This is a genomic window from Candidatus Nitrosotenuis chungbukensis, from assembly GCF_000685395.1.
Classification (GTDB): Archaea; Thermoproteota; Nitrososphaeria; order Nitrososphaerales; family Nitrosopumilaceae; genus Nitrosotenuis; species Nitrosotenuis chungbukensis.
Genome location: NZ_AVSQ01000013.1, coordinates 13,086 through 33,833 on the forward strand (window position 1 = coordinate 13,086; position 20,748 = coordinate 33,833).

The window sequence follows — 20,748 nt, forward strand, 5'->3', positions numbered from 1 at the left end:
ATTCTTCAAATTTGATTTGTTTTGCCACAATTATCTCTTGCCCATCATTGTTAGTTGGCATGATCAAAAATTCAGTTCTTGCATGAATATTTCACTAAAATTCAAATTCTGTGATTTCAAGTCGAGCTTTGCTCAAGTCCTATCATGTCTATTTTTGCAGAAAAGCACTCGTATTTTTTTGCTAGCGCACCCAGTGTTCTGTCGAGGTTTGCCTTGTCAGCTAGTGCGATTATGCATCCGCCGTCCCCGGCGCCGGTTATCTTTGCGCCGTATGATACATCCTTCACCAGGCTGATCATCGAGCCTAGCGTGTCATTTGATACTCCGATTTTTTCCAAAAATTCCTGATTTCGAGTCATCAGTTTTCCAATCTTTGCCAGATCATTTTTCTGCAAGGCGTTTAGCGCTTCCTCGATCAGACTTGCTTCCTGCGTACACAAAGATGAGAAGACTTCCTGCCTTTCGTCCTTGAACTGCCTTACCATGGACACCACCCTGCTTGTAGAGTGTGTGATTCCAGAATTTGCCACCACAAGATCAAACTCTGGCACAAACTCTAGTTTTTTCACGTGCCCGTCCTTGTTGTACTCTAGAATCCCGCCATACACGCACGCGGTGCAGTCTGCACCTGACGTGTTTTCAAAAATTGTCCTTTCTGCATCAATTGACATCTTTAGGATCTCTTCTTTTGTGTTATTTTCAAAGAGCCCGGAAATTGATGCGGCAGCTGCAACGCAGCACGCAGACGAAGATCCAAGTCCGACGCCAGACGGGAATTCTGCCCTGACAATTATCTTGATGCCTGAATCTGAATGAAATTTCTCAAGCATTCTCTGCGCGATGTAGACAATTGGGCGGAACACCAAGTCTGCGTTTTTGTACGAGACTGACTTTGAAGTTTTTAATTTGCCAAGGCTTGACTCTATTTCTATCTGTCCTGTCTTTGTAAGCTCAGACTCTACCGTAATTCGCTTGTTAATTGAGCACAGGATTGCCTTTCCACCATACACGATAAAGTGCTCCCCAAACAGAATTATTTTTGCAGGGGCAGACGCAGTTGATTTCAAGTAAAAACTATAGATGCATACCCGACAACTGAGCCCTCGTCGCCTGTTATGTCGCCGCTAGTTGCGTATTTTAGCAACTGGCCTCTTGTTGCCCCCAATTTTTCACATGCAACCATGGTTGTGGCGATGGCCCCGTATCCGCACGCACTAATCCTCCTCTCACGTAGTATTTTGTAGAACTTTTCAACATCCAAATCAAGTATCGGCTCGATGAGCGCCTTGTCCTGGCTGTGGGCAAACTCGTTTGGCTCGTAATGTGTAAAATCAGAAGAGCCGATTATCATGATCTTTTTATTTTCTGCAAGTTTCGATACCGCGTCTCCTATTTGGATGGCAGAGTCGTATTCCTGATCAATTAGGGATATCGGAAGTATCTTGAATTTGTTCTTGCAAAATTCCTGAAGCATTGGCACCTGGACCTCGATGCTGTGCTCTTTTGTGTGCGAGAAAAAATCCACCTCAACTAGACTTGTCATCTTGGTGATTTCGTCTGCAGCCTCTGAATCAACCTCCACTCCACCAAGTGGCGTCTCCCACGTGCAGTCCTTCATTGTCGCAATGTTGCATCCGATCCCCCAGTGATTTGGCCCAATTATTACGGCAAGATCAAAGTCCTGATTTGAAATCAAATTATACGAGTGAGTGGCAATCGGACCAGAATACATGTATCCTGCATGGGGGCATATGACTCCGTAAACTTTTTCAGATTTTGTTTTTGATTTTGCAGCGCCAAATTCATGCAAGAAAGAATCGTTAATTGATTTTTGCAGTTCGCTTTTTCCTTTTGGATAGAACATCCCGGCTACAGCCGGCGTTCTAATGCGCATTACTCGATTTCCTCGTCCGCTATCTTTGTTTCAAAGTCATCTATTTCGTATTTCATTTGGTCAGATTCGCTGAGCTTGCCCTGTTGGATTAGGATCTCGCGAGCTAACAACCAAAATACTGTTGCAAGTGACTTTCTACCCCTGTTGTTTGCTGGAATTACGATGTCAATCATTGATGTGACGTTGTCTGTGTTGGAAATTCCAATTACCGGAATTCCTGCATTTGTTGCCTCTATGATTGCCTGTGAGTCCACTTGAGGGTCTGATATTATGACGAGTCTTGGTTCTGTGTAGAACGGTAAAGACGGATTTGTAAGTGAGCCTGGCATGAATCTGCTGAGCATTTTTCTTGCTCCCGTTATTTCGCAAAATCTCTCAATTGGTGTAGTTGCATATTCTCGTCCAGAGCATACCAAAACTTTGTCAAAATCCATTCTGTTGATGAATTTAGCAGCTGTTTTGATTCTGTCAAGCGTCTTGTCCAAGTCTATCATGTAGAGGCCTTCTGGGCTTGCCTTTGTGATAAATGGCTGCATAAAAGTGGTCTTTACAGTGGTTCCTACTCTTATGCCTGTAGACAGGATCTTCTTTTTGATGTCTTGAGGTTCTGTTTGCTGGCTCATCTTGCGATTTTAAATCTCTGCCATGCCGCGTAATAAATCATGCTCTGATAATCTGACTAGCTCGTTTAGTTTTGCTACTCGCTCGCCTCCAACCACGCCGACTTTGAGCATTTTTGAGCCAGTTGCAATTCCGATATGGGAAATCTGGTGATCCGTGGATTCCCCAGATCGATGAGATGTGATGAGCCTGATTTTGTTTTTTGTAGCTACTTCGGCAAACTCCAGTGCGTCATAAAGGCTTCCTGCCTGATTTACCTTGAGTATTGCGGCGTTGCATGATTTTTTCTTTATTGCCTTTTGCAGGATTCCTGCATTTGTGACGGTGAGATCGTCACCTGTGATCAGTACCTTTGGGAACTTTGCCGTAATTTCTGACATGTCATCAAACGCTTCCTCATGGACTGCATCCTCTGCATAGATGAGTTTGTATTTTTTGATTATGTCTGATGCAAAGTCGATTTGCTCTTCTGGCGTATTTTCAAATCCTGCTCTAGAGTAAACGTATTTTTTCTTTTTTGGATCCCACTGGGTGGATGATGCAAAGTCTACCCCAAGCGCTACCTCTTTTCCAAGCGTGTATCCTAGGTTCTCGCATGCCTTGACAGATACGTCGAGCGCCTTTTCGTTGTCCATCTGCGGTGCCCATCCTCCCTCGTCCCCCCTGCCGTTTGTAAACATTGGATCCTTTTTTCGCAGTACGTTCCCAAGCTCCTTGTGGACTGCTAGGTTCATCTCAATTGACTCTCTGACTGTCTTTGCGCCAACTGAACAAACTAGGATTTCCTGAATGTCTGGGGTTCCAGGGCCTGCATGAGCGCCGCCGCCCAAGATATTCCCTATGGGGAACGGGAAGCGCCATTTTTTTGTCTGAGATATCACCTTAAACATTGGCTCGTCTTTTGCCTTTGCGGCAGAATCAACAGACGCTATGGTCACGGCGTATGCTACTGCCCCGCCTATTTTGGAATAATTTGACGTGCTGTCTATTTTGCGCAGTGCCTGCTGGATTGACTTTAGGTCGTCTGCTTCTAAGCCGATGAATTTTTTTATATTTGCGTTTAGTACTTGGAGACTTTTTTCTGGCTTGTTGTCTGTAAAGCTTTGCGCCTCGTATTTTCCTACGCTTGCGCCAGATGGGGCGCACGCACGTCCCAAGTGCTTGTTATCTGATATGACGTCAATCTCTACTGTCTTGCTTCCCCTGCTATTGTAAACTAGTCTACCTCTGATCGATGAGATCTTTGGCAATCTACTCTAACTCAGATTGGACTTCTAAGTAGCGTCTTTGTATTGCCTCGTAGAATGGAATTATCTGCTGTATTGTTTCTACAGACGTCATGAGCATTCTTCTGCAGCAGTATCTTTTGAAACCAAGAGAATCTAAAACTTTGGCTGGCTCTTCGCCGGACTTGATTCTATTTTGATAATCTTCGTATTTATCGGCAATTAGATTTCCGCAAGTAAAGCATCTAACTGGAATTAACACGAAATCAAAAAGTAATCAAGGATTATAAAAACCCTGCATGGTATTTCGATGCGGGAGTTGCCAAGCCCGGCCAACGGCGCTAGCTTGAGGGGCTAGTATCTTAGGATTTCGTGGGTTCAAATCCCACTTCCCGCATCCTCTTTTAATTATTTTTTAATTTTCTTGATCGTGTCAATTAGCTCTTGTCGTCTTATTTCCTCGGTAAGTGCAGTTCTTGTCTCCTCAACTAGAATTCTGTCGACATCGAGTTTCCGTCTTGCCTCCTTTACCACTTTGTCAAATGACGCAAACGGGTATAATTCCAAGTAGAGATCCTCCATCAAGTCAAATGTTTTTTTTGCCTCTTCGAGATTTCCAGTTCTGATTCTGTCGTAGATGTTTCGCCTCAGTTCTCCCACACAGTCAAGCAGCCCCAAAACATATGATTCCTCTTTTACCTTTAATGACTCAAAGGTGGGAACCGGCTTGTGTTGTATGATTGCTAAAAATGATGATGCTTCCACAAACTCCTGCTCTGATGGTATCAGGTATCGGTACAGGCTTTGATCAATCTCTTTTCGGAATTTTTCCAAGAGTTTTTTTGCACTTTGGATTTTTGCAGCGGCATTTTTTGTATCGTTTCTGTGAATGCTAATGATTGACTCGCTGCACAGCGTGATGATCTGGCGAGTGTTTTTTATGAGATCTTCCCGGCTGTCCTGAGTTTTTTCCAAGGATTTTGAAATCTTTGACAGCGATACCTTTGCATCTTTTAGTGACATGGAATGATCAAATTTGTTCTGGCATAAAGTCGTTTTCCAAATAGCTTATTTTACCTGTACAAAACTAATCCATTGTGGAAATCACTGTAAAGCAGATGTATCAGATTGAGGAAAATGGCCACCAGATGGGCTTTCCACGTCAGCTGATGATGGAAAATGCAGGCGCGTCAATGGTAAAAGAACTTGTAAATAAATTTGGAAACCTGTCTTCAAAAAAGGTACTCATCTTTGCAGGACTTGGAAATAACGGCGGGGACGCCCTAGTTGTCGCAAGACACCTGGCAGGACATGGGAGCAAGGTGACGGTGGTTCTGCTTGGTGACCCAAAGGACATCAAAACAATAGAATGCAAGGCAAACTGGCAAGTCTTGCAAAAAATGAAGTCAGTAAAACTAACACATGCCCTCAATGACGTATATGATATGAAGCCTGACATCATAGTTGATGGGATTTTAGGAACAGGCATATCTGGCACTATCCGAGAGCCGCAAGCATCGGCAATTGACTTGATAAACAAAACCAAGGCATTCAAGGTAGCAGTGGACGTCCCGACCGGACTGGATCCTGACACTGGCCTGACCTCTGACAAGTACGTTACAGCTGACATGACTGTGACCTTTCATAAAATGAAAAGGGGAATGCCAAAAAGCGCAGATATCTGCGGAACAATATTTGTTGAAAAAATCGGCATCCCACCGGAAGCGGAAATTGGAGTCCTATGATAGTACACCAGCTCCAAGTGGGAAACATGCAGAATTTCACCTATGTCTTAGAAGACGAGGATACAAGCCAGGCAATAATACTGGATCCGTCATGGGATCTTGACGAGGTAAATAGAATCATAGAAAAAAACAATCTTACGATAAAATACATTGTGAACACGCATCATCACTTTGATCACACCTTGGGCAACGAGTCGATGGCAAAAGAGACTGGCGCAAAAATCATCCAGCATGCATCATCGACCCTAAAGCACGACATTTCTGTGTCAGGTGGTGACAAGATAAAATTTGGAAACTCGGAACTGGAAGTCATTTACACTCCTGGACACTCAAAGGACAGCATGTGCCTTGTGGGCGATGGAAAAATCTTTTCAGGCGACACACTGTTTGTTGGGACTTGTGGCAGGGTAGACTTGCCGGGTGGAGACGCACGCGAGTTGTACCATAGCCTAGTTGACACCCTGAGAAAATTAGACGATAATCTGTTGATGTATCCTGGCCATAATTACGGGACAACTCCGACATCAACAATTGGCGAGCAAAAGAGAATGAACCTTGTAATGCAGCCAAGGACAGAGCAAGAGTTTTTGGAAATGATGGGAATCGGCTAGTTGTCAAAAGATATAGATATTTTCGGCAATCGCGCCTTGGGGCAGGACTTCCTAGACTGCCTTGAAAAAAAACAATTCATGTTCTCACTAGTCATATCGTATACTGATACCTGCACAATTCCTGGGATAACCATAGCTGGAAAAAACCCTGACCTCTTGGCGTATACCCCTCCAGCAGATGCAGAGTTTCTCAACTTTGGGTACTGCAGATGCATAGATGCAATTCCGATGAGTCCTGACGGGAAGCCAACGCCTGGACTTCTTACAAAAACGGCACTAGAGGCAGCAAGCATCTCAAACGTTGTGATAAATGCAGGGAGCAAGATCACGCCAAAACTGCCCTACTTTGAAACCGGGCTGGATTATGGCAGAAACATTGCACTGGAGCCCGCAATGCAGCCTGACTCTGTCACACAGGCAGTGGAATATGGGAGAATGATTGGACGGACGCTGGGCTCATTTACAGACTGTTTGGTGATTGGCGAGACCATTCCCGGTGGAACGACAACTGCACAGGCAGTACTCACCGGCCTTGGAGTCAACGCAAAAGTCAGCTCATCCATGCCTGAAAACCCGACATCATTGAAGAATAAGATTGCAAATGATGCACTTGCAAAAGTCAAATCCACAAACCCCTTTGATGTTGTAGCGGCTGTTGGGGACCCTATGATTCCAACCGTTGCAGGAATGCTCAGCACTGCGTCTTCGCTGACTAAGGTGATTCTTGCAGGAGGAACCCAGATGGCAGCAGTACTTGCATTTTCAAAGATGACTGGATATGAGAAAAAAAACACTGCAATAGGAACAACCTCTTACGTGATTGATGATCATACCGCGAATCTAGTTGACACCATAAAACAAATTGACGATATTCCAGTCATATCTGCAAAACTTGCCCTAAAGGACTCCAAGATAGATGGGTTGAGGGCATTCGCAGACGGCTTTGTAAAGGAGGGAGTGGGTGCAGGCGGCGCATCTATTGCAGCAATGCTAAAGGTTGGAATTGACGCAAAACACTTGCTGGAATTATCCGAAGCGGAATATCAAAAGGCTATTTCACAGTCACGGATTTAGCCAAATTCCTTGGATAGTCCGGGTCGGTATCTTTCTCAATTGCCGCATAATATGCAAGCAGCTGTATTGGAATGATTTCAATTAACGGGTACAACGCCTCGTCGATTGCCGGGATCTCAATCCAGTGATCATACACGTCGCTTGGCTTGTCCGATATTCCAATTATTTTTGCGCCGCGCGCCTTGATCTCGCGCGCACTAGTCAACGTGTCGTTGTAGGTAAAGTCATTTGGATTTATTATTATGACATAGACACTTGAGTCCATGAGTGCCAGAGGCCCGTGCTTTAGCTCTCCTCCAGGTATTCCCTCTGCGTGAATGTACGTCAATTCTTTAAGCTTTAGTGCGGACTCTGCGGCAATTGGATAGTGCACACCCCTTCCCAAAATGTAAATGTCCGAGACCTCTCTTAGCTCCTTTGCTATCTCCTTGATTTTAGAATGATCCTCAAGTGTCTTTGCGATGGACTCTGAAATTTTTCGACTATCCAGTTTGATGCATCCGTCGCAGAGCTTTTCAGTTATCTTGTAGATTATGCTCAGTTGGGCAGTAAAGCTCTTTGTTGCAGCAACTCCAATTTCTGGCCCGCAGTTCATGCCTATGACTAGCGATGACTCCTGTGCCAAAGACGAAGTCAGCGTGTTGACTATTGCAAGTATCTTTGAATTTGATTTTTTTGCAATGTTTACTGCCTCTAAAACGTCTGCGCTTTCCCCGCTTTGTGAAATAGCAACAAGTATGGAGTTTGGTTCTATTGCATCTGGTGCAAAGAATACCTCGCTTGATATTATCGGCTCTGCCTTTATCTTTGCATATTTTTGCCAGAGATATTTTGCGATAAGCGCTGCATTGTAACTAGTGCCGCTTCCAGTTATGTAGATGTTTTTTGCGTGCTTTAGAACGTCTGTAACAGAATCAATTGCAGCCTTTGACTTTTCGCCTGCCTGTACTATTGTTTCAGGTTGTTCTGATATTTCTTTTAATGTAAAATGCGCATAGTCTCCCTTGTATACGTCTGCAAATTCCTTTGATACTTTGGTTACCTGATGCTTTACTGGAATTCCTTCAAAATTAAAAATTTGCATGCCCATGCGATCAAGCACCACCAACTCTCCGTTGTCAAGATATATTGCGTCGTCTGTCTTTTCTATGAACCCCAAGACATCACTTGACATAAAGTAGCCATTCTTTCCAATTCCAACTATGAGTGGTTCGTGGTATCTGGCAGCTGCAAGCGTTCCGTTCTGAAACATTGCGACAAATGCATAGTGGCCCTTTAGGCTTGAGACTGTACGCATCATGGCGCTTTTGATGTCTCGGGTCTCATCAAAATTAAACTGCAACAGATTTGCAATTACCTCGCTGTCTGTCTGGCTCTTGAAAACATATCCCCGTTTTTCAAGATCTGATTTTAGCTCGCCATAATTATCGATTATTCCGTTGTGAACTATGGCGATTTTACCGGAGCTGCTCGGATGTGGGTGCGCGTTGGCATCTGTTACGTTTCCATGAGTCGCCCATCTCGTGTGGCCGATTCCTACGTTTCCCAGCATTGCGTCCAAATGTAATGCATTGTTGACCTCAGAAACCTTCCCGACTCCCTTTTTTACGCTAATTTCACTACCTGTCTCGGTTGCAACACCTACGCTGTCATATCCGCGATACTCCATTCTTTTTAGGCCTTTTACAAGAATTGGTGCTGCCAAGCCGTCGCCATAGTAGCCGATTATAGAACACATTTTCTTATCTCAATTAACTGCGCAGGTATTTAGAGATAAGCTTAGCTTATGATTCAGACTCTTGCACAACTGGCTCTGGCTCTACATCTGCCGGTTTGGCTTGCAGTAGATTCTTCAATGTTGATTTTGGAGCCAGGTGAATCTCTTGCTCTTCTTTGATACTGACAATGTATGATGGAATGTCAATTATTCGGTCATCAATCATGATGTGGCCGTGTGTTATTGCCTGTCTTGCTTGGTATGGAGTCTTGAAGGAAAACTTCTTTTGGACAAGTGTCTGCAATCTACGTGCAAGCAAATCGTTGATATTCAAGTTTAGTACATCGTCTAAGGTTGCGTTCTCTTTTACCAATCCGATTCGGACTAGTGACTTCATCAGGATTGGTTCTTTTTGTTCTCTGACTTCCTGTCTTAATGCCAATAATGATCTTGCCTGGTGTCTGACTCGCGATAGTTCTGTCCTTGACTTCCATAACTCTCGCTTGTTTTTCAAACCATAGGTTCCCAAAGTATTGAGATCCTCCATCATGAAATCATAATTCAGTGGACGCTTTGGTTTTCGCCAGATTCTACTTGGATACCGAGGATCTCCCATTCAGTCCACCTATTTCTTTGCCTTCGCATCGGCTGGTGCCTTTGCTGGAGCTGCTCCCTTTGCTGGTGCCGCTGCCTTTGCTGGAGCTGCTGCGGCTGCTGGTGCTGCCCCTGCTGCTGGGGCTGCTGCGGCTGCTGGCGCACCTGCTGCTGGTGCTGCACCTGCTGGCAATACCTTGCCGCCCTTCTTTACACCCACTGAAGCGCCCTTGCGTCCTGTAGTTCTGGTTCTTTGACCTCTGACCTTTAGTCCGTACATGTGACGAAATCCTCTCCAGCTGTTTGCGCCTTTCTCTCGCTCAATATCGTTTCTTATTGTAAAATCAATATCTGATGTAAGTAAATGAAATGTCTTTCCCGTCTCCACGTCCTTTCTTCTGTTGAGCAGCCAACTTGGGAAACTCATCGTACTTGGATCTTTTAGCGCCTTTTCAATGGTTTCGACCTGAGACTCGGTAAGAAATCCAATGTTGCTATTAGGATTCAAGTTCAAAGAGCCGATCAGAGCGTGTGCAAATGTCTGTCCTACGCCCTTTATCTGGCCTAGCCCGACTGAGATCTTTTTATCCCCTGGGATGTCTTTTCCGACAATTCTGACAATGTGCCTATAGTCTTGTGCTGACAAGTATTGAAAAATCAAATCTACCCCGATAAAAACCCTGCTCAAGTGATTTGCAAGAAAACCGCCCTGTTGGGTAATTCAGTAATAATATAAGCTCAAAGCGTACTAAGACTAGCAATTTGTCTGACATAAAACAACTGGTTCAGAAAAGCTATGCCTCACAGCCAGCATACTCTCAAGTCAAGGCAGGATTCCCAGAAAACCACGCCGAAATCAAAACAATAGGCGATCTGCTGAAAATCAATTACAAGCTAGTTGAGGCAAAAGAGCAGCTCAGACAAAACCTGATATCGCTAATGAAATCTGGCGCTCAGAAATATCCAAAAATACTTGGATACGACGACGATGTTATCCCGTCCCTTGACAGGGCAATACTAGCATGCCATGATATTTTTCTAATTGGGCAAATAGGGCAGGCAAAAACAAAACTAGTTGAGACAATTGCAACGCACCTGCTCTCACCAATTCCCGTAATCGAGGGCAGCATAACAAACGACTGTCCAATGGACCTGCCTCAAAACGAACTGGCATCTCTTCTGGAAGGGCAGGAAATAGACAAGACGCTGCCGAAATTCTACGTGAGTCCGGAAAGCGCCCAACAAATACTTGATAACAAGTTGGACACTAAAATCAAATGGGTCGACGGATACCAAAGATACAAGTATGTTTTGGCAACGCCGGATATCTCCGTAAAGGATCTGGTTGGCTATATTGACGCAATCAAGGTTGCAAAAAAAGGAGTTGAAATGTTTAGAATAGAGTCGTATTCCCCGGGGCAGCTACTGCAGGCAAAGCACGGAATATTTTGCATTGATGAGCTTCCTGTACTAGATCCGAGAAAACAGGTTACCCTGCTCTCTGTTTTACAGGAGGGGCGATACACGACGGGATCATACCCTGTCATGTTTGAGCCAAAGACTGTATTTTTTGCAACTGCAAACCCAATCGATTACACCCATTCTGGCAAAGTAATAGAGCCGTTATATGACAGGCTAAAGAGCCACATCCACACACATTATCCGAGAACCATAGATGACGAGATGTTCATCATTTTGCAGGAGGCAAAAACTTCCAAGTGTGTAATTCCTGTTTTTGTACTAAAGACACTTGCAAGACTTGTTCAAAAGGCCCGCAATCATCCTGAGATAAACCAGGCAAAGGGAGTTAGCGTGAGATTTGGAATTCATGGGCTGGAACTACTAGTTGGGGAATCTGAACGGGTGCGCGCAATACAGAACCAATCCGTAGCCATTCCAAGGCACTCTGACATGTACTGCCTAAACCAAATTGCAAAGTTTGAGCTATCGGAAATGGACGACACAGTTGAGAACCGCTCAAGAATATTTGAGGAATTACTAGTTGATTCCATAAGGGAAACCTCGCTTGAATATGTTCAGGGCATTGATCCAAACGTTCTAGAGTCAATCAAGCAGGAATTCGCTCAAAGAACCCTTCAGGTATCGCAAAAAATCAATTGGAATGACGGGCAGGCATCGTACAAAAACCAACTGCAGCACTTTGGCACTCTGAACAGTCTCCTAGATTCCACGCTGGGCCGGGTCAAAGAAGATCAAAAGAGTCTCGAGCAAAAACTAACTGCCGCACACATAGCAAACAAGAACATTGCTCTGGACGGCACTGATGAGATAAAGTCTGCAGTCCTCGAAGTAATACTTGACGGCCTGTGTTTTACCTCGCCAAAAATAATAGACAAAAAAGAATCCGGATATGCAGTTGCGTAACATAGTTAATTTTGTGTATTATTCCACAACTGAGGAAAATAAAGAAAAGCCCTCCCAAAAACCAAGTGATGCTGACCAGAAGACACTTGAGAAAATTCTGGAGACTTTGGCAAATCAATCAATGCGCGAAAAAAACATCAGCCTGAAGGAGCTAGATGACATTCTTCAAAACGCGATAAACGAGCCGGGAAATGATCCTGCGCAAGCCGCCTCTGTGGATGAGCCAAAACACGACGACACGAAATCCGTAACAAAATACCTCATTGAAAAAGGCTATCTGCGTGACGAAAAAAACTGGCTGACAAAGAAAGGCTTTCTTGCAGTTGGGAACCAAATACTCCGCAATCTGATGAACGATCTTAAAACAGACGAGTTCGGCCTACACGAAACAAAGAAAATTGGCTCAGGAACAACAGTTCTAGACACTAGCAAAAAGTTTGAGATTGGAAATGATCTAAAGTTCCTCAATGTCCAAAACACCATTCTAAACACCATTCAGCGAATTTCGAAAAATAACCCTACCCTGAAGTTTCCGCTAGACATTGACGTAGACGACTTTGAAGAGTTTGAGACAGTTAACGACGTTAGGGCCTCAGTTGTGTACTGTATAGACCTAAGCTCCACAATGAAGTCATCACTTGCAAATTCTGGAATGAGCAGAATAGAGGCAGCAAAGAGGGCGCTGTGGAGCCTTTACATCTTAAACAACAAGTTCTTTCCAAACGATTCAGTATCGGTAATCGGGTTTGCGTCCATGGCGTCCGTGATTGACCCGTATGACATACCGTTTCTAAAAACATATGATGCAAATGATGACTTTTTACACTATACCAACTATCAGGCGGCATTTAGGCTGGCAAAAAAAATTCTACTAAAAAACGCAGCGCAAAACAAGCGAATCGTGCTGATAACAGATGGCCAGCCAAGCGCATGCTTTGTAGACACCGAACACCAAAAGAACAAGATCCTCTCCGAAAAACCGTACTCGAACTTTTACGTCCCAAGCGAATCACTGCTATCAAAAATAAAGCAAGAGCGCAACATCAAAATTCACAACGACAAGAACAGCCTGGTCTATCTCTGCTACAAGTACAAAAAGGTCGACCCAAAGGTACACGAGCAAACGCTTGCCGAGGCAAAAAAATGCAGGCGAGAAAACATTGACATTGACACAATTGTGATAAGCGAGGAAACTGAACTACTCACATATGTGCAGGATCTGGAGAAGGAATTCTCCGGTCGCACATACCACATAAACCAAAACAACATGGACAAGGTTCTGGTAATTGACTATCTGTTTAATACCAAGAAGATATTAAGTTCTAAAAACAATTGGAATTGAAATGGCCGAATTTGACAAAGAAAAGATAGTTGAATGCATCTTTGATCCGGACGTCTCTGCCGTTTTAGCTGAGCTTGAAAACGGCGGAAAAGAACTGTCATATCTGGCAGGAAAAATTGGCGTTACTGAGGATGAAATCAATAACAGACTTGCATACCTGATAGACTGCCACCTTGTTAAAGTCGAGTCCTCGATCTATTCAGTCGATACAGAAAAGCTTGCCAAAATAATGGAAGGCGACGAAAACTATGAAAACGTGATGGACGGGCTAGCAAAGCTAGACAGCTATCTTAACTGAGCCTTTTTCCTACTTTTTAATGCAAAAATGCCTGAAACCACCACGCCTACGAATCCTGAAAGTATGAACATCTGTCCCAGGTAGTTTAGTGAAATTATCATCTTGTCTGGCATGTGGGTGAGACCTATGATTGCGCGGACTTCGGTCTGCTTTTCGTTTTCCAATTCAAGCCTGTAGATTCCTTTTGCCGGGATGGCAAATTCCCCTTCTGTGTTTTTCTGCTCGATTCTCTTTGTTGATATGATCTGGTTGCTTGGATCAAATAATTTTACAACCATGCTTGCATCTGCAAACCCTTCTGACTGGACAACAAACACCGCAGTATCGCTAATCAAAGGATCTAACTCCTTTGTCACTTGGATTGGCGCAGTACCGTTCAAGGTCGCCTCGCTATACGTGACGTCTCTAGTCACAAGGCTTGCACCGTAATACGACATCACCATTCCAACTGCTACTAGCAGGCCTGCGATTAAGATGACAATGTGCGATTTCTGCATTGCTTACCTGGGTTTGTACGCTCTATATTGGATTAACGCTCTGTCCTGGGTTGATCCGAACTTGATGGCTTTTCTGAGAAATTTAGCCTAGGCTAATAAATTTAGCCTAGGCTAACTTTTAAATATAGAAAAACACATACTTTAGTTGTATCTTGAAACGTCTTTCAAAAATGTTATTTGTTCTAGTAGTAACTGCGGTTTTGACTACATTTTATTTTGCATATCCGAATTCCAGCAACGCAAACACTGGAGAAAAGACATTCCTATCCCACAACGGTGCAGTGATCAAAACCACTGGCGAGGTTTTGGATCCAGTTTACTCAGCTCAGACTTTGGAATTTGATCCTGACAAATATCTGAGGGAGTTCAACTACGGCAGAGTGTCAAAGCTGGCAGACGGTACGACACTGCGTGAATTTACAATAATTGCAGAAGATGACAAAATGATGGAAATCTCACCTGGAGTATTCTACAACGTGTGGACGTTTAATGGAACTGTTCCAGGTCCTACAATTAGGGCAACCGAGGGAGACCTGGTGAGAATACACTTCATAAACAACGGTGCCCGTTCGCACACGATGCACTTTCATGGAGAACATCCGGGCGAGATGGATGGTGTTTTTGAAATTGTTGGGGCAGGCGGCGGCCAATTCACATATGAGTGGATTGCAGGACCGGTCGGCGTTCATCCGTATCACTGCCATGTGATGCCTCTTGAGGAGCACATCATACACGGACTATACGGCGTTTACATTGTTGATCCAAAGGACGGCAGGCCTCAAGCAGACGAAATGGTCATGGTACTAAACGGATTTGACACCGACTTTGACACTGAAAACAATTTTTATGCTGCAAATACGATTCCATTCTATTATCAGCATCATCCAATCCAAATTTCGACAAATCAGCTAATCAGAGTCTATGTGGTAAACATGGTTGAATTTGATCCTATAAACAACTTGCATCTGCACGGGAATTTGTACCAATATTATCCGACTGGAACCGATATTGTCCCGTCTACTTTTACTGACATGATCACCCTTTCACAAACGGAGCGTGGAATCATGGAGTTTAGCTATTCGTATCCAGGAAAATACCTGTTTCATGCTCACAAAGTAGAGTTTTCAGAAAAGGGTTGGACCGGATTATTCTTAGCAACGGACAAGGAGTAACAGAGGCACAATGGAAGAACAAAAAAGATCAAAGGCAAAGCTAGTTGCAAGTGGCCTGATTCCATTTATCTTTCTAATTGTCATGCTTGCATACATTGTCGGCCCGGGATCTACGATGATTGATCTTGGCGTGCCGCTTCCGGAGCTGACTGTTGAAAAAATAGACTTTGTCGAATCCGAAATACTGGTAACCGTGCGAAATACGGGGCCGATCCCAGTTGACGTGACACTTGCAGATGTAAATGACAGAATTCAGCCTGCCGCAATAGAGCCCGACAAACATTTGGAGCGATTTGAGACTGCACTGGTAAAAATTCCATTTAGCTGGAACGAGGGAGAACCATACACCATAGGACTTACAACGTCTGATGGAACTAGATTTGAAAAAGGTGTGGATGCAGCAGCGCCTGCACTAAAACCAAACTCTGAGACCGTAGGATTCTTGTTATTGATTGGAACATACGTTGGAGTAATACCAATTTTGATTGGCCTGATGTGGCTTCCATTCATCAGAAAAATCAGCCAGCAAAAATACATCTTTTTCCTGGCACTGACTGTCGGATTATTGCTATTTCTGGGAATCGACGCAATTGAGGAGGCACTGGAGGTTTCCTCTGAAAATCTCGCAGGTGCGTTCAATGGACCACTGCTGATAGCTACGACCGTTCTGGTGTCGTTATTTGGCCTGTATTATGCCGGGGAGCGACTTACAAAAAAATCAAGCCTTACAAAGATTGCAAATCCATACTCTGTTGCACTGATGATTTCAATTGGAATCGGCCTTCACAATCTTGGAGAAGGCCTTGCAATTGGCGCAGCGATAGGGCTGGGCCAGGTGGCACTGAGCACGTTTTTGATAATTGGGTTTGCACTGCATAACACCACTGAGGGAATTGCAATCGCAGCACCCATCGCAAAGGAAAAAACATTCATTCGAAAAATAATCGGCCTTGGCCTGATTGCGGGGGTGCCTGCCATTTTTGGCACCTGGATTGGGAGCTTTGGCTACTCACCGTTCACATCCGTCATCTTTTTATCAATTGGAGCAGGTGCCATATTCCAAGTAGTAATAGTTCTATCAAAGTGGCTTAGAGAATACGACAAAAGCTTTTCAAGCACCCCGGTAGTTGCAGGAATCGCAATTGGCATGCTGATAATGTATCTTACAGGAATCCTAGTCTAAAACGGCTCAGGATGTATGGTTATGACTGAATTCTTAAACTGACCACGTATTTTTTGCTCTATTTGGGATGTCAAGTCGTGGACGCTTTCAATTGTGAGATCCTTGTCAAAAGAACAATCTATGTCGATTTTCAGTAGATCATCAAAATACAGAGTTACTATGTTCCCGATTTTCTTTATCTCGCCGTACTCCTTTAGGATCTCAAGTATTTTCTGGTCGGTTTTCTTGTAGTCTGACTTGAGAGTAGTCGGTATTGCAATGTGCGGCTCTAGGTGAATCGTGACGTGGTTGATATCCGGAATGGTGGCGAAAATTTTCTGCTCTATCTCCTCTGATATCTTGTGTGCCTGCTCTAGGTTCATCTCCCTGCTTACCATCACGTGCAGGCTCACGTAATGCATCTGGTCTGAGGTATAATAGCTCACATTGTGCACGCCCATAACGCCTGGAACGTCTGACGCAATCTCATAAATTTTCGAATCCTTTGGGACATCCTTCCAGCTTGGCTCAAAATGAATCGTAATTTCCGAATTTGTGATCTCTTTTTTGATGTTTTTCTCAACGGCATCACTGATCTCATGCGCCCTCTCAAAGCTGACGTTTCCTCGAAGCGACATCGTGATGTCTACAAAGAACATGTCCCCTGATCTTCGCATGAGAACTGAGCTTGCATCAAGCACTCCTTGGGTGGCAAGCGTAATTCCTCTCACTTTGCTTACAAGATCAGGAGAAATTATGTCAGTCAGGTCAAGCGCAGTTCTGTGGATGAGCTTCAGGCTCAAAAACACAAGAAGCATTCCGAGAAACAGTGCTGCAACAAAGTCCCCGTCGTGGAAACCAAATGACACCAGAACAATTCCTGCAACGACAACCAGCGTGGAGCCAAAATCCATGGCTGCATGATACAAGTCTGCCTTGAGCGTAACGCCGCCGACTTTCTTAATTGATCTGTTCAAAAGCACTATCCTAAAGATGTCGGTGCATATCGTGTAGAGTGCGGCAATGAGAACAAGGGTGGTTGGAAATACCGACGGCGGTGGACTCTGAATTCTGATTATGGCCTCGACAATAAAAAAACATGCAATTAGAAATATTGCTATTCCGCCAATTAATCCTCCAAGCGATTCGATTTTTCCATGACCGTAGGTGTGCTCTGCGTCTGGGGGCTTTATTGCAAATCTTGCTGCCAATAACAGCACCACCGTAACAATGCTGTCAAGTAAGGCATGGACGCTGTCGGTGATCAGTGCAAGGCTGTTTGAAAAAATGCCGAAAACAAGTTCCACTACAAACGCAGAAAGTATTGCAAACAGCGAAAGCTTTAGGGTTCTGGTCCTTTGGGCAAACATGACTGGCAATTAGAATTGAAATTGCTGATATTAGTAATGTTCTGATCTGCAAATCATACGATAGCGTTATCTTCTATGGCGACACAAGGAAAGGTAATTTGAATAGACTAGTCGTACTTTCGAGCATTTTGTTATTAATTCCGTTATACGCATCCGTGGATGCTGCCTCGAACCCAAACCTTATCGTCTCTGCCGAAAACCCTGCATTTGGGAACCATTTTTCAGGCTCGATGGTAGTAGAGGTGATAGTAAGCGATAACAGTATTTCTGACACGTCTGAAGGAAAGGGAGAGCCCGACGTTACGATAAATGGCAACAACCTTCGAATGGTTCAGGCAACAGATGGGCGGTGGTACGGATACTTTGCAAACGTGGACAAGGCAAAGGCTGCTGACCAGATTTCTCTCGACGGCGGAGTTTCTGGCGTGGGATTTGACTTTGGAGTATTTTGTAGCAGGGACACAACGTCGCTTGGCCCGACATTTACAGAGTCTGCCGGCATTGCAGTTCCGCGATCGATTACCGGGGCAACAAATGGAAATTCAGCCTTTGCAACTTGCACTGGAACCCCGTCCGGGGCAAACATCAACAACGTGGTGCGCAACCCAAGATCAATCAACACAAATTCTGGCATACTGACTGGCCAAATTGGCCTTGACACAAATGCCTGGCCGCTCATACAATTGTTTTCATTTAGCAACAACGTTGTGATCCAATACAATGGCGTTGGAACACAATCAGTCACACTAGTATACGATGACATGACAAACATTTCGCTAAGCCTTGATAGGCAAAACTATCCGCCGTCATCACACGTGTTTGCAACTATTTACGACATGCAGCTAAACCAGGATCCGACAGCAAGGGATTCTTGGACGTTTAACATCAGTCCGCAAACTGTATTTTATGGCGCGTTTACCACGTCTGGCGCAAACTCTGCAAACGGGGGAACAGGCCTTGTAAATCTCGTTTCAAAGCTTTCAAGTCTTGGTTTTGACAACAATGGTAAACTGGCAATGAACCTTGGGCAGATAGGCGATCTTGTACAAAATAACTTCCAGCAGGCTACCGCGTCTGATGGCACCACTACATATTCTGAAATAGTGACCTTTGTTGAAACAGAACCAAACACCGGAATCTTTGAAAACGCAGATGACAATTCTCAGTCAAACATCAAGATACTATCTAGTGCGCCAAGGGGACAATCCGCAACAATCGAATACAATTCAAGATCTTACTCTATAGTTTCAGGCCTAAGCGATGCAGGCATGTCCTTTGGAAAAAATGCAGAAATCTCCTTGGGAACCTCACAACTTCTACCGGGGAAAAGAATCCCGCTTACACTAGTAGATTCTGACCAAAACATAAACCCGTCATCACGAGACAAACTTGACATTTTTAGAAGCTCTGCTCTGATTCCTAGCCTGACAATAGGCAGTCCTGCAACTCTGGGAGGTGCATCTGGTGTCGTATTTTACCCGTCCTCAACTAGTTTTGCTGGAGGAACATCAATTCCGTCCTCTGTCCCAGACACGAATTCTGACAGACTTGTGCTGGATACAAGATCCACTGCACTGACATCGTTTGAAAAAGTATCGATAAGCCTTGGCATGTCTGCAGACGAGCTAAAGACTGTATTGATCGATACCAGCGACACGGATAATTCTGGAACAAACTGGGTTAACTATGATTTACGGGCCATTCAAAACCAGCTTGGGATAAGCGATTTTTCCGATACAAGAATATCGTTATTTTTCGGATTGTCAGACTCAAGTCCTGTTACATTGTTGAGCGCAGGTAGGCTGACAGGTGCACAAGGATTCATACAAAATGACACCGCAGCAACTCAGATACATGCAAAATCTGGGCAAGCATTTCTTGTAATTGACTTTGATGCATCAAACAATTCCTCCCCAGCAGGTACCGTGTCATCCGAAACAGACACGCAGCCAATTGTATTTGATTTGTTTTCATTTGGAGAGGAAAACGAAAACTCGGTAAACAATGCAATATACAGATTCGAACTAAAAGAAAACGGCCTGAACACCGGAACATTCACAGGTACATTCGAATACGTTATGGCAAACCAGCTAAATCAGTTTGACTCAAACACAATCGGATCCCTGAGCACCATAAGTGATAATGTGAAATTCTTTGTGAATCAAAGGATGGTCGATGAAGAAGGACTCGATATTTCATACTCTGACGTTGCCAAGGTGGGACTTACAATTGGTGTGTCTGCCAAGTCAGACATTGGCACCCACTCTGGCACGATATCACTGAATTCAAAGACATTCAGATTTGGCCAGCCAGTTATCGTAAGACTAGTTGATCCAGACCTCAACATAAAGCACGACACAATTGACATTTATCTGACAAACAACAACCCTGCTTCTGCTGACGTAGATACAGTAGCTGGCCCAAGCGGTGGCACAATGCTTGAGATTCTGATGAAGGACATTAGGTACAAGCGTTGCACCATAGACGGCGTGTCGTATGGCGGCCTGGCATCAACAGGGTTCAGTCTTGTGGAGACGGGACCAAGCACGGGAGTTTTTGAAGGAGTGTTCAAACTGCCGTCTAAAATATGCAATCGGGATGGCACTGAACTAATCTCTTCAGCAGGTGGAATAGTCGATGTAAAATACACCGACTTTAGAGATGCGTTTGGCAATCAAAACATCTTTACACTTTCAAAACAACCAACCAAGCAAGATTCAAAGCCAGTAACGACACCACCAACTCCTACAAAACCAATAGTTGTACCCCCGCCAATGCCAGAGAGAATACTCACTCCACTACAGCAAGTCAAGGCAGGAACTGCCCCCGAAATGGTTGAATGCAGAGAAGGATTCGAGCTAGTCATACGCTCCGTAACCGGCGCGCCAGCTTGTGTATATCCCCATACTGCAGAAAAACTGCGAAACTTGGGATTAGCTACAAGATAAAAAGCACGCTGATTTTTACAGATTAAATTTGCAAATCTGGGGCAAAAGTTCGCATGGCAAAATGATGTCATGGGCCCAAAAAACAAAAACGA

General features: G+C 44.3%; 20 protein-coding genes and 1 tRNA gene. 10 read left to right on the forward strand and 11 right to left on the reverse strand.

Annotated elements, in window-relative coordinates; genetic code table 11:
• Positions 1-116 precede the first annotated feature (116 nt).
• From mvk to NKMY2_RS03900, 5 genes are read right to left on the reverse strand one after another with little or no spacing between them, the layout of a single operon-like run.
• Entirely contained in the window at positions 117-1,067 is a 951-nt protein-coding gene (gene mvk, locus NKMY2_RS03880) for a mevalonate kinase (RefSeq protein WP_042684862.1), read from the reverse strand.
• Positions 1,064-1,894, reverse strand: coding sequence for an MEMO1 family protein (locus tag NKMY2_RS03885; protein WP_042684865.1), 831 nt, complete (start codon positions 1,892-1,894; stop codon positions 1,064-1,066). The genes mvk and NKMY2_RS03885 overlap by 4 nt, the downstream gene beginning before the upstream one ends.
• Positions 1,894-2,517, reverse strand: a complete 624-nt coding sequence (gene rpsB, locus NKMY2_RS03890; protein WP_042684869.1) for a 30S ribosomal protein S2 — start codon at positions 2,515-2,517, stop codon at positions 1,894-1,896. The genes NKMY2_RS03885 and rpsB overlap by 1 nt, the downstream gene beginning before the upstream one ends.
• Before the next feature lie 9 nt (positions 2,518-2,526).
• Complete coding sequence (gene eno, locus NKMY2_RS03895; protein WP_042684872.1) at positions 2,527-3,765, reverse strand: phosphopyruvate hydratase; 1,239 nt, start codon at positions 3,763-3,765, stop codon at positions 2,527-2,529.
• Position 3,766: 1 nt separating this feature from the next.
• Positions 3,767-4,003, reverse strand: a complete 237-nt coding sequence (locus NKMY2_RS03900; RefSeq protein WP_042684875.1) for a DNA-directed RNA polymerase subunit N — start codon at positions 4,001-4,003, stop codon at positions 3,767-3,769.
• Positions 4,004-4,053: 50 nt separating this feature from the next.
• On the opposite strand from NKMY2_RS03900, the gene NKMY2_RS03905 reads away from it, so the two are divergent.
• Positions 4,054-4,138 (forward strand) — tRNA-Leu (locus NKMY2_RS03905).
• An 11-nt stretch (positions 4,139-4,149) separates the two neighbouring features.
• Here the strand turns inward: NKMY2_RS03905 and NKMY2_RS03910 are convergent.
• A complete protein-coding gene (locus NKMY2_RS03910; RefSeq protein ID WP_042684879.1) occupies positions 4,150-4,764 on the reverse strand; it encodes a translin family protein in 615 nt (204 codons plus the stop codon).
• Positions 4,765-4,838: 74 nt separating this feature from the next.
• On the opposite strand from NKMY2_RS03910, the gene NKMY2_RS03915 reads away from it, so the two are divergent.
• The 3 genes from NKMY2_RS03915 to cobT are packed head-to-tail and all read left to right on the forward strand — an operon-like array spanning position 4,839 to position 7,171.
• On the forward strand, positions 4,839-5,486 hold the full coding sequence (locus NKMY2_RS03915) for an NAD(P)H-hydrate epimerase (RefSeq protein WP_042684882.1): 648 nt from the start codon (positions 4,839-4,841) through the stop codon (positions 5,484-5,486).
• Positions 5,483-6,097: a hydroxyacylglutathione hydrolase family protein gene (locus tag NKMY2_RS03920; protein ID WP_042684886.1), complete on the forward strand. Its 615-nt coding sequence runs from the start codon at positions 5,483-5,485 to the stop codon at positions 6,095-6,097. Before NKMY2_RS03915 ends, NKMY2_RS03920 begins: the two co-directional genes overlap by 4 nt.
• Positions 6,098-7,171 (forward strand): nicotinate mononucleotide-dependent phosphoribosyltransferase CobT, encoded by a 1,074-nt coding sequence (cobT, locus tag NKMY2_RS03925; RefSeq protein WP_042684887.1) that lies wholly within the window; start codon positions 6,098-6,100, stop codon positions 7,169-7,171. It abuts the gene before it with no gap.
• Here the strand turns inward: cobT and glmS are convergent.
• Genes glmS through NKMY2_RS03940 form a run of 3 tightly spaced genes read right to left on the reverse strand, consistent with a single transcriptional unit; the run spans position 7,149 to position 10,128 of the window.
• On the reverse strand, positions 7,149-8,909 hold the full coding sequence (gene glmS / locus NKMY2_RS03930) for a glutamine--fructose-6-phosphate transaminase (isomerizing) (protein WP_042684889.1): 1,761 nt from the start codon (positions 8,907-8,909) through the stop codon (positions 7,149-7,151). The two genes, cobT and glmS, sit on opposite strands and share 23 nt — an antisense overlap.
• A gap of 46 nt (positions 8,910-8,955) precedes the next feature.
• Entirely contained in the window at positions 8,956-9,504 is a 549-nt protein-coding gene (locus NKMY2_RS03935; protein ID WP_042684891.1) for a 30S ribosomal protein S4, read from the reverse strand.
• A gap of 9 nt (positions 9,505-9,513) precedes the next feature.
• The gene (locus NKMY2_RS03940; protein ID WP_042684896.1) at positions 9,514-10,128 is read right to left on the reverse strand and encodes a 30S ribosomal protein S13; all 615 of its coding nucleotides are present in this window, start codon (positions 10,126-10,128) and stop codon (positions 9,514-9,516) included.
• Between the two features lie 116 nt (positions 10,129-10,244).
• Here NKMY2_RS03940 and NKMY2_RS03945 point away from each other — a divergent pair, with 116 nt between their 5' ends.
• From NKMY2_RS03945 to NKMY2_RS03955, 3 genes are read left to right on the forward strand one after another with little or no spacing between them, the layout of a single operon-like run.
• Positions 10,245-11,867, forward strand: a complete 1,623-nt coding sequence (locus tag NKMY2_RS03945) for an AAA family ATPase (protein ID WP_042684899.1) — start codon at positions 10,245-10,247, stop codon at positions 11,865-11,867.
• Positions 11,854-13,209, forward strand: coding sequence for a VWA domain-containing protein (locus NKMY2_RS03950; RefSeq protein WP_081781867.1), 1,356 nt, complete (start codon positions 11,854-11,856; stop codon positions 13,207-13,209). The genes NKMY2_RS03945 and NKMY2_RS03950 overlap by 14 nt, the downstream gene beginning before the upstream one ends.
• 1 nt (position 13,210) lies before the next feature.
• A complete protein-coding gene (locus NKMY2_RS03955; RefSeq protein ID WP_042684905.1) occupies positions 13,211-13,507 on the forward strand; it encodes a hypothetical protein in 297 nt (98 codons plus the stop codon).
• Here the strand turns inward: NKMY2_RS03955 and NKMY2_RS03960 are convergent.
• Positions 13,495-14,004 carry a hypothetical protein gene (locus NKMY2_RS03960; protein WP_042684906.1) on the reverse strand — a complete coding sequence of 170 codons (510 nt, stop codon included), beginning with the start codon at positions 14,002-14,004 and terminating at the stop codon, positions 13,495-13,497. The genes NKMY2_RS03955 and NKMY2_RS03960 overlap by 13 nt on opposite strands.
• A gap of 170 nt (positions 14,005-14,174) precedes the next feature.
• On the opposite strand from NKMY2_RS03960, the gene NKMY2_RS03965 reads away from it, so the two are divergent.
• The gene (locus NKMY2_RS03965; RefSeq protein WP_042685179.1) at positions 14,175-15,176 is read left to right on the forward strand and encodes a multicopper oxidase domain-containing protein; all 1,002 of its coding nucleotides are present in this window, start codon (positions 14,175-14,177) and stop codon (positions 15,174-15,176) included.
• 10 nt (positions 15,177-15,186) lie between these two features.
• Positions 15,187-16,359, forward strand: coding sequence for a ZIP family metal transporter (locus NKMY2_RS03970; RefSeq protein WP_042684908.1), 1,173 nt, complete (start codon positions 15,187-15,189; stop codon positions 16,357-16,359).
• Here NKMY2_RS03970 and NKMY2_RS03975 read toward each other — a convergent pair.
• Positions 16,356-17,708, reverse strand: coding sequence for a cation diffusion facilitator family transporter (locus tag NKMY2_RS03975; RefSeq protein ID WP_042685183.1), 1,353 nt, complete (start codon positions 17,706-17,708; stop codon positions 16,356-16,358). The genes NKMY2_RS03970 and NKMY2_RS03975 overlap by 4 nt on opposite strands.
• Positions 17,709-17,806: 98 nt before the next feature.
• On the opposite strand from NKMY2_RS03975, the gene NKMY2_RS03980 reads away from it, so the two are divergent.
• Positions 17,807-20,656, forward strand: a complete 2,850-nt coding sequence (locus NKMY2_RS03980) for an autotransporter outer membrane beta-barrel domain-containing protein (protein WP_157832444.1) — start codon at positions 17,807-17,809, stop codon at positions 20,654-20,656.
• Positions 20,657-20,748: the final 92 nt, after the last annotated feature.

Coding starts and splice junctions, on each gene's coding strand:
- NKMY2_RS03885 (WP_042684865.1), bottom strand. CDS start 1,894: ATGCGCATTAGAACGCCGGCTGTAGCCGGGATGTTCTATCCAAAAGGA.
- rpsB (WP_042684869.1), bottom strand. CDS start 2,517: ATGAGCCAGCAAACAGAACCTCAAGACATCAAAAAGAAGATCCTGTCT.
- NKMY2_RS03910 (WP_042684879.1), bottom strand. CDS start 4,764: ATGTCACTAAAAGATGCAAAGGTATCGCTGTCAAAGATTTCAAAATCC.
- NKMY2_RS03920 (WP_042684886.1), top strand. CDS start 5,483: ATGATAGTACACCAGCTCCAAGTGGGAAACATGCAGAATTTCACCTAT.
- glmS (WP_042684889.1), bottom strand. CDS start 8,909: ATGTGTTCTATAATCGGCTACTATGGCGACGGCTTGGCAGCACCAATT.
- NKMY2_RS03935 (WP_042684891.1), bottom strand. CDS start 9,504: ATGGGAGATCCTCGGTATCCAAGTAGAATCTGGCGAAAACCAAAGCGT.
- NKMY2_RS03950 (WP_081781867.1), top strand. CDS start 11,854: ATGCAGTTGCGTAACATAGTTAATTTTGTGTATTATTCCACAACTGAG.
- NKMY2_RS03955 (WP_042684905.1), top strand. CDS start 13,211: ATGGCCGAATTTGACAAAGAAAAGATAGTTGAATGCATCTTTGATCCG.
- NKMY2_RS03960 (WP_042684906.1), bottom strand. CDS start 14,004: ATGCAGAAATCGCACATTGTCATCTTAATCGCAGGCCTGCTAGTAGCA.
- NKMY2_RS03965 (WP_042685179.1), top strand. CDS start 14,175: ATGTTATTTGTTCTAGTAGTAACTGCGGTTTTGACTACATTTTATTTT.
- NKMY2_RS03970 (WP_042684908.1), top strand. CDS start 15,187: ATGGAAGAACAAAAAAGATCAAAGGCAAAGCTAGTTGCAAGTGGCCTG.
- NKMY2_RS03975 (WP_042685183.1), bottom strand. CDS start 17,708: ATGTTTGCCCAAAGGACCAGAACCCTAAAGCTTTCGCTGTTTGCAATA.